The organism is Imperialibacter sp., from assembly GCF_040222385.1.
Classification (GTDB): Bacteria; Bacteroidota; Bacteroidia; order Cytophagales; family Cyclobacteriaceae; genus Imperialibacter.
Window position 1 is genome coordinate 29,280 of sequence record NZ_JAVKDF010000021.1, and the last position, 13,224, is coordinate 42,503.

The 13,224-nt window shown below is 45.7% G+C and carries 8 protein-coding genes; 6 read left to right on the forward strand and 2 right to left on the reverse strand.

The genetic code is table 11. The annotated features are described in order from the left end of the window. The first annotated feature begins 38 nt into the window (after nt 1-38). The 4 genes from groL (at nt 39) to RIG68_RS06455 (ending at nt 8,236) form a co-directional block, all read left to right on the forward strand. Complete coding sequence (groL, locus tag RIG68_RS06440; protein WP_350120076.1) at nt 39-1,670, forward strand: chaperonin GroEL; 1,632 nt, start codon at nt 39-41, stop codon at nt 1,668-1,670. Between the two features lie 157 nt (nt 1,671-1,827). Then, entirely contained in the window at nt 1,828-4,185 is a 2,358-nt protein-coding gene (locus RIG68_RS06445; protein ID WP_350120079.1) for a TonB-dependent receptor, read from the forward strand. 3 nt (nt 4,186-4,188) lie between these two features. Next, complete coding sequence (locus RIG68_RS06450; protein WP_350120082.1) at nt 4,189-5,094, forward strand: DUF4249 domain-containing protein; 906 nt, start codon at nt 4,189-4,191, stop codon at nt 5,092-5,094. Nucleotides 5,095-5,227: 133 nt separating this feature from the next. Beyond that, nucleotides 5,228-8,236, forward strand: coding sequence for a CHAT domain-containing protein (locus tag RIG68_RS06455; protein ID WP_350120085.1), 3,009 nt, complete (start codon nt 5,228-5,230; stop codon nt 8,234-8,236). Here the strand turns inward: RIG68_RS06455 and RIG68_RS06460 are convergent. Continuing rightward, on the reverse strand, nt 8,233-9,768 hold the full coding sequence (locus tag RIG68_RS06460; RefSeq protein ID WP_350120088.1) for a peptide MFS transporter: 1,536 nt from the start codon (nt 9,766-9,768) through the stop codon (nt 8,233-8,235). The genes RIG68_RS06455 and RIG68_RS06460 overlap by 4 nt on opposite strands. Before the next feature lie 254 nt (nt 9,769-10,022). Here RIG68_RS06460 and pckA point away from each other — a divergent pair, with 254 nt between their 5' ends. Then, a complete protein-coding gene (gene pckA / locus RIG68_RS06465; RefSeq protein ID WP_350120717.1) occupies nt 10,023-11,594 on the forward strand; it encodes a phosphoenolpyruvate carboxykinase (ATP) in 1,572 nt (523 codons plus the stop codon). Between the two features lie 50 nt (nt 11,595-11,644). Next, nucleotides 11,645-12,313 (forward strand): peptidoglycan DD-metalloendopeptidase family protein, encoded by a 669-nt coding sequence (locus tag RIG68_RS06470; RefSeq protein WP_350120091.1) that lies wholly within the window; start codon nt 11,645-11,647, stop codon nt 12,311-12,313. Here RIG68_RS06470 and RIG68_RS06475 read toward each other — a convergent pair. Then, nucleotides 12,299-13,138 carry a phosphoribosyltransferase family protein gene (locus RIG68_RS06475; RefSeq protein WP_350120094.1) on the reverse strand — a complete coding sequence of 280 codons (840 nt, stop codon included), beginning with the start codon at nt 13,136-13,138 and terminating at the stop codon, nt 12,299-12,301. The genes RIG68_RS06470 and RIG68_RS06475 overlap by 15 nt on opposite strands. Nucleotides 13,139-13,224 lie beyond the last annotated feature (86 nt).

Here is a 13,224-nt window from a genome sequence, read left to right on the forward strand (position 1 = left end):
CAAAAAATTATCTGTAAAGAGTAAAAACACAGAAAACTATGGCAAAGGAAATTTTCTTTAATACCGACGCAAGAAACAAACTGAAGAAGGGCGTTGACACACTTGCAAATGCAGTGAAGGTAACGCTTGGACCTAAAGGTCGGAACGTCATTCTTGACAAGAAATTTGGTGCTCCTACTGTAACGAAAGACGGTGTGTCAGTAGCCAAAGAAATCGAATTGAAAGACCCTATCGAAAACATGGGTGCTCAGTTGGTGAAGGAAGTGGCTTCCAAAACTGCTGACGCTGCTGGTGACGGTACTACAACTGCGACTGTTCTTACACAGGCGATATTCACAGTAGGTATCAAAAACGTAGCAGCTGGTGCTAACCCAATGGATCTTAAGCGTGGCATCGACAAAGCAGTATCTGCGGTTGTTGCCCACCTTAGAGGCCAGTCAAAAACTATCAACAACTCTAGCGAAATCGCTCAGGTTGCCGGTATCTCTGCCAACGGAGATGCTGAGATCGGTAAAATGATTGCCGATGCAATGGACAAAGTAGGCAAAGACGGTGTGATCACTGTTGAAGAAGCAAAAGGAACGGAAACTGAAGTAAGAACTGTGGAAGGTATGCAGTTTGACCGTGGTTACCTTTCTCCATACTTCGTGACTAACACGGAGAAAATGGAAGCCGACCTTGAGAACCCTTACATCCTGATCTACGATAAGAAGATCAGCAGCATGAAGGAATTGCTTCCAGTACTTGAAGCAACTGCTCAAACAGGCAAGCCTCTTGTGATCATCTCTGAAGATGTAGACGGCGAAGCATTGGCTACGCTTGTAGTAAACAAAATCCGTGGTGCACTGAAAGTGGCTGCTGTAAAAGCTCCTGGCTTCGGTGACCGTAGAAAAGCTATGTTGGAAGACATCGCTATCCTGACTGGTGGCACCGTAATCTCTGAAGAAAGAGGCTACAAACTTGAAAACGCTACACTTGACTCACTTGGAAGAGCAGAAAAAATCAACATTGACAAAGACAATACTACTATTGTTAATGGTGCTGGTACTGCTGCCGACATCAAAGGTCGTGTGAACCAGATCAAGGCGCAGATTGAAGCTACTACTTCTGACTACGACAAAGAGAAACTTCAGGAAAGACTTGCTAAGCTTTCTGGTGGTGTAGCTATCCTTTACATTGGTGCTGCCACTGAAGTGGAAATGAAAGAGAAGAAAGACAGAGTAGATGACGCTCTTCACGCTACAAGAGCCGCCGTTCAGGAAGGTGTAGTAGCTGGTGGTGGTGTTGCGCTTATCCGTGCCATCGAATCTCTTGATAAACTAAAAACTGACAACGAAGACCAGGCGATTGGTGTGAACATCATTCGTGTAGCTTTGGAGTCTCCTTTGAGAACCATCGTTGAAAACGCTGGTGGCGAAGGTTCAGTGATCGTTCAGAAAATCAGAGAAGGCAAAAATGACTTCGGTTACAATGCTGCCACTGACACGTTCGAAAACATGTTCAAGGCTGGCGTAATTGACCCAACCAAGGTAACTCGCCTTGCCCTTGAAAATGCTGCTTCTATCGCTGCTCTTCTGCTTACTACCGAAGCTGTAGTAGCTGAAAACCCAGAAGATGAGAAGGGTATGCCTCCAATGCCAGGTGGCGGAGGAATGGGCGGAATGATGTAATCATTCATCAACCTTCATATATTTGCAAAGGCGCTGAATTTCAGCGCCTTTCTTTTTTTCCGCTGGTCAAAACGTCAACGGCATAGGTTTTCACAACTTATCTGGTATAATTTGTGTCATTTTTCAACGTTACCTAACGTCAACCTACTTTTTTACCATGAGATACCTGCTGCTTTTTAGCCTTTTTTGCGTTACAAGTATCGCCTTTGCTCAATCGAACACTATTTCAGGCTATGTAAGAGACCGTGAAACAGGCGAAAGCCTAATCGGTGCCAATGTGTTTGATAAAAGCACCTTGAAGGGCACCACTACCAATCATTTCGGCTATTACACATTACCCCTCTCCTACTCAGAAGTTCACCTGGTTTTTTCATACGTCGGCTATTTGCCCATCGACACACTCATCAATCTCAATGGCAATGTGGAGCTCTCCATCCGGCTGATCCCACAAAGCATGCTTGATGAGATAGTGGTGACTGCCGAAGAAGACCTCGTCGACATGCCGCAAATGAGTAGAATCGGCATACCCGTAGACCAGATCAAATCGCTTCCCGCCCTGGCTGGCGAGGTCGACATTTTTAAAGCATTGCAGCTCATGCCCGGCATTCAGTCCGGTTCCGAAGGCAGCAGTGGCCTGTATGTGCGGGGTGGCGGACCTGACCAAAACCTCATCCTCCTCGACGGAGTGCCGGTTTACAACGCCTCCCACCTCTTCGGTTTCTTCTCCGTTTTTAATGCGGATGCTATCAATAATGTAGAGGTGATAAAAGGTGGGTTTCCTGCCAGATATGGTGGCAGGCTTTCCTCGGTGATTGACATTTCAATGAAAGAGGGCAACAACAGGGAATTGAAAGGCACCGGGTCTATTGGTCTTATTTCGTCAAAGCTTACGCTGGAAGGCCCGCTGAAAAAAGAAAAGTCCTCGTTCATCATTTCGGCCCGAAGAACTTATATCGACATTCTGGCAAGGCCACTCATCAAAGCAACAACAGATGGAGGGGAAACTGCCGGCTACTTTTTTTACGACCTCAACGCCAAGGTCAATTACACCTTCTCTGACCGGGACAGGATTTACCTCAGTACCTACACGGGTGACGACAAAGCATATGCAAAGAGTAAGGACTTCTATGTGTCGGATAACACAAGGTATGACTACAAAGATGAGTTTGGTCTCAAGTGGGGCAATATCACTTCGGCCTTCAGATGGAACCATGTTTTCAGTCCCAAGATATTCAGTAATGTGACGGCCACCTACAGCAAGTACCAGTTCGACATCTTCCAGGAATACTATAACAAAACAACCACCCCCACCGAAACTACCGAAGACAGCGGTGCTACCCGGTATTTTTCGGGCATCCAAGACCTGGCCCTTAAAACAGACTTTGAGTTCACCCCTCATATCGACCATCAGTTGAGAGCAGGGGCCAGTGGCATCCATCACACCTTCAACCCAGGTATTCTGGCCTATACTGCTTCGAACGATGCAGACACCACACTGGGCTCCAGCAAAACCAGAGGGCTTGAGCTGGCCACCTATTTTGAAGATGACTGGACTATCTCCAAAGCGATCAGGGTCAATGCGGGAGTTCATTTTTCGGCCTTCAATGTCAATAATATTTGGTACCAAAAAGCGCAACCCCGGATCAACGCCCGTTATTTGTTCAACAACGGCCTGGCCATTAAAGCTTCTTATGCCACCATGGCGCAGTTCATTCACCTGCTCACCAACAGCAGCATAGGGCTGCCCACAGATCTGTGGGTGCCTGCCACCAAAAACATCAAGCCTCAATACTCCTCCCAGGTGGCTATAGGCGTTGCCAAAAACATCACCAAAACCTATGAGGTGAGCATTGAGGCATACTACAAGGACATGACCAACCTGATCGAGTACAGCGAAGGTGCCAGCTACCTGGACCCTCAGAAAGACTGGCAAGACAAAGTATCGACAGGCAATGGAGTGAGTTATGGTACAGAATTGCTTATCCAGAAAAAGACCGGAAGGTTTTCCGGGTGGATAGGTTATACGCTTTCAAGAACGGAAAGAACCTTCCCAGACTTGAATTTTGGAAAAACCTACCCCTACAAATACGACCGGCGCCACGACGTGAGCCTCGTTGGTATTTATAAACTTCGGGACGACTTTGAGTTCAGTGCTACCTGGGTGTATGGCACCGGCAATGCTGTGAGTTTACCTGAAGAAAGGTATGCAGGTCAGGGGCAATCGTATAACGCCGGGCCTGGTAGGCCAACCTATTATTTCTACGATGAGCTACTGTATTACCCATCACGGAATAACTATAGAATGAGGGCTTACCACCGCCTCGATGTGAGTGTAAGTAAGACAAAGAAAAAAAAGTGGGGGCAGCAAACCTGGTCTTTTGGTGCATACAATGCCTACAGCCGTGCCAACCCTTTCTTTATGGACATTGGCTACGATAGAAGTGGCAACAAAAAGTTTAAGCAATACAGTTTGTTCCCGATTATCCCATCTGTTCGTTACAACTTTGAATTCTAAACTATGAGATATTTATTCGTCCTACTCGCAGTTTGTGCAATATCGTGTGAAGTTGTGGTTGATGTGGATATTCCTATTAAACCCGCTTCCATCACAGTTCATAGCACTATCAACCCCGACAGCACTTTTCAGGTGCAACTTACTGCTAGCCAAAATATCCTGAGCAACAATCAGTTTTCGGCAATACCGGAAGCAACTGTCAATATCTATGAGGGTGAGATTCTTGTGGAAACCCTCGTGCAGAATAGCGAAGGTGGCTACAAGGGCACATTAAGACCTTTAAAGGGGCACACATATACCATTGAAGCATCGAAAACCAACTACAAAACTGTAACTGCCACTGACGTCGTTCCCAGCCAAAATGTGAATCTCAACAAAGTAACATTCGCCAAAAACGCTAATGACGAGTATAACCAGCAGCAATACAGCATGACGATTGAATTCGACGATCCAAAAGGCGAAAATTATTATGAAATCGGCTTGTACGGACCGGAGTTGCGTTATGAACGGGACGAAGATACCGGAGAGTATGTTGTTGTTGATACTGTGATGATTCAATACCCTATTGATAGCGAAGATGGAATCTTCACGGTTGAGCAATATTACTCGGATCGATTCTGGACTTTTTCCGATGATGTTGTAGACGGCAAAACAGTTAAAATCAATTTCAACACCTATATCTACCCGTTTTGGAATGAGACAGTTGATGAAGTGGAAGTTTTGGTTGCCGTGCGGGAGATATCCTATTCTATGTTCAAGTACAAGCAAACGGCCAATCTTCAACGATCATTGGACGGAGACCCCTTCGCCGAGCCAGTGCCTGTCTACAACAACGTTAAGAATGGCTACGGGGTGTTTGGCGCCTATCAACAGACAACAAGCACAGTTACAGTTCGCAAAGAAGAGTAGTCCGACCCGAAACGGCACTTATTCAGTATCCAGTCAGGGGGCAAACCTCCTGCTTGCTGCAATACCTGATTTAGAACTAGTCTTACTTGCTCACCTTCGCTATTCTGGCTACCTTTCTACCTGAATTCTTCTTATGAGAGCCAAGCTAATCACCCTCATTGCAATAGCATTTACCTGCTTTCAGGCAGAGGCTGCCAACGACCCAGAAAAGGACACCACCGAAATACTAACTGAAATAGAAATTCAGATGCTGAAAGCAGATTCGCTGAAGCAGATGAATCAGTTTGAGCTGGCGCTGGAGTATTGGGAATTTGTGTTGACCGACTTCACCAGCAGCCATATAAATCGGCTGAGAGCGCTTAACGAGAGTGCAGACTTGTATAGGGAACTTGACTTAAAAACTAAAAGCAAAGACCGGTTAACGGAGGCCAGGGCGCAACTTCCCTCCAACACAGAACATAAAAACCTCAGAAGTGAAAACTTGCTCTTTTGGGGAAGGTATTACAGTGACTCCAACCAAAAAGACTCTGCGCTGCAAAGCTTTAGGAATGCTGCATTTTTAGCAGAAGAGATAAATGACAACAAGCTCAAATTCCTCAGCTGGGTTGAGCTTGGCAATTTTTACAGAAACACCGTCAACAACGACTTAGCGGCTGTCTATTACTACAACAAAGCCGTCTCCCTATCGGAAGAAGGTAAAGTTAACATGCCAATCATTGAAGCTCGTACGAGCTTTGCAATGGCGGAGACTGCCAATGAATTGAATGAAAAAGAAAAGGCCATTGATTACAGTCAGGAAGCCCTTCATCTAATGGACTCGTTGGAAGCGTCTGTACATTATGATTTTATTGCCAATCTGAATTTCCTGATGGCGACCCTCTATATTGGGTTGAACGAACCTGAAGATGCCATCAAGCACCTAACCCGGGCTATTGATCTCCGTAAAACCTATAGCCCCGAAGATCAAACTTACAATAAGACCTACTACTACCCCACTCTGTCGATGGCCTATGAGGCTACACACTCGTTCGATTCGGCAATTTTGATAGAAGAACGCTTAAGCTCGCTAACGTCATCAGACGACATCAATACCAGACTGGAAACGCAATACAGGCTTGCCGCTCTTTACCTCAAGCAAGGAGACCTATTACAGGCTAACAAGCTTAGCTCTGCGTACCTCAAATATCATATAGCAAATTCTGCGCCTTCAAGTCCGGAAGTTTTCAAAGCACTTATAGCCAGGGCCGACTACTTTTTCGCCGCCAATTTGCCCGATTCGGCTTTCCACTTTTACACCCGAAGTTTGAAAACAATTGATGGAGGTCTTACCATTGACAATTTGGCTGAAAAAGTAAGCGAAGCACAAATACCAGCACATTTACTACCACGAATTATGGCTGCTATGGAAAAAATTGCCATTGCCATCGTGAGTGAGGAGTATGTTTCGACAGAAAGACTGACCAATGGCTTGAGCATGCTGGAAGCGACACTGGAATATACGAGATACAACTCACCCTACGGCCTCCCTGATGAGCAGGTAGTTCTGGACAGAATAGCTAGCTTTCATCTCTTGACTGAATATGCACTTGGTGCGTCGTATCAGCTCTACGAGCGAACCAGAGAGAAATTATACTGGACAAAAGCGTTGCAGCTCATAGAAAATGACAAGCTCATACGCATTCGAAAAGAAGCTGCGGAGGCTATGTTCCTCAACAAAGCAGGACTTCCCGATTCACTGGAGTCAACTTTCGCCGATCTCAACCAAGAAATATTGGATCGTATTGACGAACTGGAGCTCGCCATCAACGACGTTGAAAGAGTAACCAGAGAGGATTTATTGATTGAAAGCTTTGGCAAAATGGTGAGTTGGAGGGCAAAAGCGCAAAATTATATGAAGAACAGTAGCACAGAGTATTCACTGTTCGATGATGTTACCTTCATGGACTTCCACAACCATTCTAACATTCACCTAATCGAATATTTTTATGGAGTTCGTCACGTGTATGGACTCAGCGTAAGTGACTCATCCAGCATGTTCATTGAAAATGAAGTAAATCCTGAGTTTGAAGCCAAAATACAACGATTCCTGTCGCATTTTTGGATCACACCATCCGAATTTTCCCAGGATGAAATGGTTGACTTTATTGAAAGCTCGAACATTCTGTATAATGAGATCGTAGCACCATTGCTTCCAAACCTACCAAGCGAAAAAACGATTGTTTTGGCTCCTGACGGGCTCATTAAATTGATCCCCTTCGAGACGCTGCTAGTAGAAGTACCTTCCAATCCAACAGGCTATAACACTTTGCCCTATCTCGTCAAATATACCTCGATCTCGTATATTACTTCGGCTGAAATGCTTCTCGATCACCCTCCGGTATTGCCAAAACACAATTCCCAATTGACCTCATTTGCATTGAAAAGCAGGTACAACACCAGCGACACAACCTCCAGCTACATCATGCAGGAAATCAAAAACTCCAGGCTCTATTTTGAGGGCTTGACGTTTCGGGGTGAGCAGGCAACAAAAGATGCCTTCATCAGAATAGCTCCCCGATTTGAAATTCTCTATCTGTTGATTCACGGTGATGCGATTGACTATCCCAAGCTAATATTCAACCCGGGAAAAACCACTAATATCGAACGAAACCTTTATAGCCACGAGATTTATAATCTTGACCTATCAGGCAATGTCATTGTATTAACTTCGACAGAGACAGGCATGGGGCTGATACCGCACGGAGAGGCGGTTATTAGTATGGTGAGAGCTTTCCTGTCTGCCGGCAGTGGCACGGTGGTTTTAGGCCTCTGGGAAGCCCACGACGAGCACAGCAAAAATATTATAGGCAGCTTTTTCAAAAAGCTGTCTCTGGGAAACAACACACTTCAAGCGCTGAGGGATGCCAAACTTGAGTACTTGTCTACCGCTGACAAGCTGTCGGCCCACCCTCACAACTGGGCAGAACTTATTTCGTATGGAGAACCCGTGCAGGTAACCACAGAGAAGGACAACGCATACCTTATGTGGGTGCTTCTTTTTTTCTTTATCCTCCCAATTCTCGTCACTATCTCATCTGTAAGAGAGAAATACATCGACAAAATAGAAGCTGAAGACAATGCCCGGCAACAGGTTCACCACTAGTGAACTTCCTTCATCCATTTCTTCAGCCAGGGACTCAGCACCACCACCAGCAGCGCAAAGCCAAATGACACGTAGGCGATCTTTTCGAAGCCGTTGAGGTACACATCAAGCGTGTCCCAACCGCCTACCTGATCGGCCGACTGGCTCGATTCAATGGCAAGATACTCTCCAACAATCCCGCCGATCTGAAACGCAAAAGCGGATGACATGAACCAAACACCCATCATAAACGACTTGATTTTGAGAGGTGAAAGGCTGGTTATTTTTGAAAGACCAACAGGCGACATGAAGAGTTCTCCTGTAGAAATGAACAGGTACATGACTACAAGAAAAATAAAGGGAACGAACCCATTGTCATCCGCAAAACTCTTGCTCAAGCTGATAATGAAAAAACCGACGCCCAGCTGGGCAAGCCCCATAGCAAATTTATAGGGCGTTCTTGGGTTCTTTCCTTTTTTCGAAAGCCACATCCACACAACCGGCATCACCATTGAAAACACAACTATAAAGAATGGATTCAGTGAGTTGGTGCCGGCTGCATCCATCCACACCAGGTTCACATTTCTGGCGGCAAACAATGTAATAATGCTGCCCGATAATTCATGAAAACCCCAAAAGAAAGACATAAACATGGTGAGGAAAACAGCCACGACCAGCTTCTGCCATTCCTCCTTTGGAAGCTTAATACTTACCCAAACCAGGTACCCGATGATCACAATCAACAGAAGATAAAAGAAGAGTCTTACTATTGATCCTTCAAAAATGTTCCCAATGGTGTAAATAGTGTAGTCGGAGATCATTAGTGTGATCACAGGAACGGCAGCAAATGACAAAAGAGGCACCCAAACACCGACCTTCAACCCTGCCCACTTTTTTTCTAGTTTTTCTGGTAGCAAGGGATATCCCTTATCACCGAACACTCCGCTTCGGGAGCCATAGACAAATGTAACAAGCCCTAACACCATCCCCACGCCTGCCGCACCAAAACCGTAGTGCCAGCCATAGGCGCTTGCAAGCCACGCACACAGCAGCGGCGCTGTGAAGGCGCCGATATTGATCCCCATGTAGAAGATGGTAAAACCGCCGTCCTGTCTGGGATCATTTTTTTCATAAAGCGTGCCTACAAAAGTTGAGATGTTTGACTTGAAATATCCCGTGCCGATGATGATTAAAGCAAGGCCAGCAAAAAAAGTTACCTGATTGTCGATGGCCAAAACGAAATGGCCGATTGACATCATGATCCCGCCAAGAATAATCGACTTTCTGTTACCTAAAAGAGCATCTGACACCCTACCGCCAAGCACGGTACTTGCATAGACCAGACTTCCGTAGGAAGCATAAATAATAATCGAACGGGTATCTCTGTCTGCAAACGCTTCGAACAACTTATTGACCATGTAGAGCGTCAGCAACGCCCGCATGCCATAAAAGCTAAAACGCTCCCATAGCTCAGCAAAAAACAGATAAAATAACCCTTTAGGATGGCCAAACATTTGTGGCGTTGCGGTACTCGCAGAATCATTATTTGACATATGCTTCTTCTTTTTCTCGAGGTAAAAAACCTAAATTGCAATCGTTTTCGGTGGGTAAAATTAACGCAAGTAATGAAAATATTGCCTACATACAAAACCTGCAAATAATCTGTTGCCGAGCTGACAATCGTCAACATTTTTGACTGAAGAGATAGTTACATTGAATACAACATATAACCCAAAAATTCCTTATGCAAGATGTAATCTCAAAAGCCCCTGAAGTTTTTACATGGGAGCCACATTCCGGGTCGCCGATGGAAAAACTCCAACGCACGGCTAAAGAACTAAAATGGAACCTCAGCCCGGCCGAGTTGATTGAGGAAGCACTGTCGAATCAGGAAGGTCACCTCACCAGTACTGGAGCGTTTATGTGCGACACAGGCCAGTTTACAGGTAGGTCTCCGAAGGATAGGTTTATTGTGAAAGACGAAAAAACGGAGAAGACGGTCTGGTGGGGAGATATCAACATCCCTATCTCAGAAGCCCATTTCGAGAAGCTATATTATAAGATGGTCACCTTTCTGGAAGGAAAGAAGGTTTACATAAGGGACGCTTACGCAGGAGCCGACAAAGACTACCAACTAAATCTGCGAATCGTGAATACCCTTGCTTGGCAAAATCTATTCTGCCACAACATGTTCCTTCGCCCAACAAAGGATGAACTCAAAAACTTTGCTCCCAATTTCACCATCATTTGTATCCCGGAATTCAAAGCCGACCCCAAAACTGATGGTGTCAGGCAGGAAAACTTTGCCATCCTCAACATGAGCAAAAAAGTGATTCTGATAGGCGGCACAGCGTACGCCGGGGAAATGAAAAAAGGTGTTTTCTCAGTTTTGAATTACCTGCTGCCACACGACCACCACGTGCTGTCGATGCACTGTAGCGCCAATATTGGCAAAGAAGGAGACACAGCTATCTTTTTCGGCCTGTCCGGCACAGGCAAAACCACCCTCTCAGCTGATCCTGAAAGGATGTTGATTGGCGATGACGAGCATGGCTGGACAGACAAGACAGTTTTCAATTTTGAAGGCGGATGCTACGCTAAAGTCATTAATTTAACCCGGGACGAAGAGCCCGAGATATGGGATGCCATATCGTTTGGTGCCATTGTAGAGAACACCAGGTTCTTTCCCGGCACGCACGAAGTTGACTACATGGACAAAACGGTCACGCAGAACACCCGAACAGCCTATCCTATTAGTCACATAAAAAGTGCTGTTTCTCCTTCTATTGGAGGCATTCCGAAGAATATATTTTTCTTAACAGCTGATGCTTTTGGTGTGTTACCTCCTATTTCCAGGCTTACCAAAGGACAGGCTATGTATCATTTCATCTCAGGGTATACGGCAAAGGTTGCTGGTACTGAGACGGGCGTCACCGAACCACAAATGGTATTCTCGGCATGTTTTGGTGCTCCGTTCATGCCCTTGCACCCTACAGCCTATGCAGAAATGCTTGGAGAAAAAATGGATAAGCACCAGGTCAATATTTGGTTGATAAATACAGGTTGGACAGGCGGCCCCTTCGGCGTTGGCGAACGCATGAAGCTCAAATACACAAGAGCGATGATCTCGGCGGCACTTGAAGGCAACCTCGACCAAGTGGCTTACAAGCCCCATAGTATATTTGGCACCCTCATTCCTCTGGAATGCGCCGGAGTACCCTACCAGGTGCTTAGTCCAAGGCAGACATGGAATGATGATGAAAGGTATTATAAAAAGGCCAATGAGCTGGCAAGAGCCTTTGTCGATAATTTCAAAAAGTATGAGAGCTTTGCCAACAGGGAAATCCTCGAAGGGGCTCCTAAACCCAACGATAGTTAACACCAAAAAATGTAATTTGAAGCCCTTTTGAAATCAAAAGGGCTTTTTTTATGCAACTCAAAGAAATTCTTTCAAAACATCAATCCAGCTTTCATGAGGTAATGAAAGGCGTACACGACACCTCCAACCTGAAAAAGGTAGACATGTCCAGGTACAACAAGGAGTTGATGGCTGTCGATGTCAACAACACAGCGGTGTTCACCGAATGGATGGAAGAACAGCTCGATGGAAAAATCGGTTGGGGTGGATATATGGAGCACAGGGAAATATACCGGAGAAGTAAACACTTCGACGGGCAAGGTGAGCCAAGAAGCCTTCACCTGGGCATTGACCTTTGGGCACCTGCTGGCACCGCTCTTTATTGCCCGCTGGATGGCTTCGTTGAGAGCTTTGCTGACAATATCGGCTTCGCCAATTACGGACCCACGATCATTTTGAAACACCTGCTGGATGGCCAAGTCTTCTACACACTCTATGGCCATTTGAGCCGGTCGTCATTAATCAGCTTATCTATCGGTGAACAAATCCAGCGAGGATCAAAATTTGCTACACTGGGCGACAACGAAGAAAATGGCAACTGGCCGCCACACCTCCACTTTCAACTGATCACCGACCTGATGGGAAAGGTTGGAGACTACCCGGGGGTCGCCGCCTTGTCTGACAGAAGTCTCTTCGAAAAGGTTTGTCCTGACCCCAACCTTGTGCTAAACTGCCAATGAAAGCAGGGCTGGCTTATCATCCAACACTTCCCTTAGCAGAAGATAATTAATCTCATATTCTGGCATCAGATGGTACCCGTCTCCACAAACATACTCATCCAGACGACTCAACACCGCAGCCGGTATCTCAAGAAGAAAAGTTCTAAGTTCAACCAGGTTTTGGTAAGACAGCACATATTTACACACCCGGGCGTTGACGTGAAAAATGTCTTTCCCGATGATTGTAAGAATATCATTAACTGAAGCAATTGATGTGTTGTTGATATCAAACTCTACCGACGCCGGGAAGTCTCCTTGCAGGGAGCCCACGTAGGCAAAGACTACTTCGTCTACTACCCCCGCTATCGTGTCTGTCATCTTTCTTTCATGAGCCCCTGTTACCCGGAGGTCGTCTACCAAAATCAATTTCTTCTTTCTGAAAAGATGATCATCAATGGTAAGGACATTCCTGTCCATGAGTAAGAACCTGTCTGCCGCCGACATCGATCCGTAATCATTAGGGAATACGGTTTCTCTTCCGACCTTTACTTTTTGAAGGAAGGGAAAGTAGGCTTGAAGCGCTTCATACACCAATTGAGCAATGGCCTCTGCGGCGGTCGGTGCTACTTTGTAAGCCGAGGCACACACAATCACTTGTTCATTTTGCCAATGTCCGTAGTCTAGTAGAAGTTGCGCTGCGATTTGGCTTGCATAGGCCTGGGCACTCTCGTGGCAGCCGTATTTGAATAGGCTATATTGTCGGGTATCGAACAAAAATCCCTCCTGATCATAGAACGTATCAGATCTGTATGAAAGTTGATAGAGTGAAAAACTGTTCACGGTCATTTCAGCGAACGATGATTGTTAAATTTTCCGTGAAGTACCGGAAAATTTCGATCAGCCAACAGCCCTCAATATGAAATAAATTTTAC

Coding starts and splice junctions, on each gene's coding strand:
- RIG68_RS06455 (WP_350120085.1), top strand. CDS start 5,228: ATGAGAGCCAAGCTAATCACCCTCATTGCAATAGCATTTACCTGCTTT.
- RIG68_RS06460 (WP_350120088.1), bottom strand. CDS start 9,768: ATGTCAAATAATGATTCTGCGAGTACCGCAACGCCACAAATGTTTGGC.
- RIG68_RS06475 (WP_350120094.1), bottom strand. CDS start 13,138: ATGACCGTGAACAGTTTTTCACTCTATCAACTTTCATACAGATCTGAT.
- RIG68_RS06470 (WP_350120091.1), top strand. CDS start 11,645: ATGCAACTCAAAGAAATTCTTTCAAAACATCAATCCAGCTTTCATGAG.
- groL (WP_350120076.1), top strand. CDS start 39: ATGGCAAAGGAAATTTTCTTTAATACCGACGCAAGAAACAAACTGAAG.
- pckA (WP_350120717.1), top strand. CDS start 10,023: ATGGAAAAACTCCAACGCACGGCTAAAGAACTAAAATGGAACCTCAGC.
- RIG68_RS06445 (WP_350120079.1), top strand. CDS start 1,828: ATGAGATACCTGCTGCTTTTTAGCCTTTTTTGCGTTACAAGTATCGCC.
- RIG68_RS06450 (WP_350120082.1), top strand. CDS start 4,189: ATGAGATATTTATTCGTCCTACTCGCAGTTTGTGCAATATCGTGTGAA.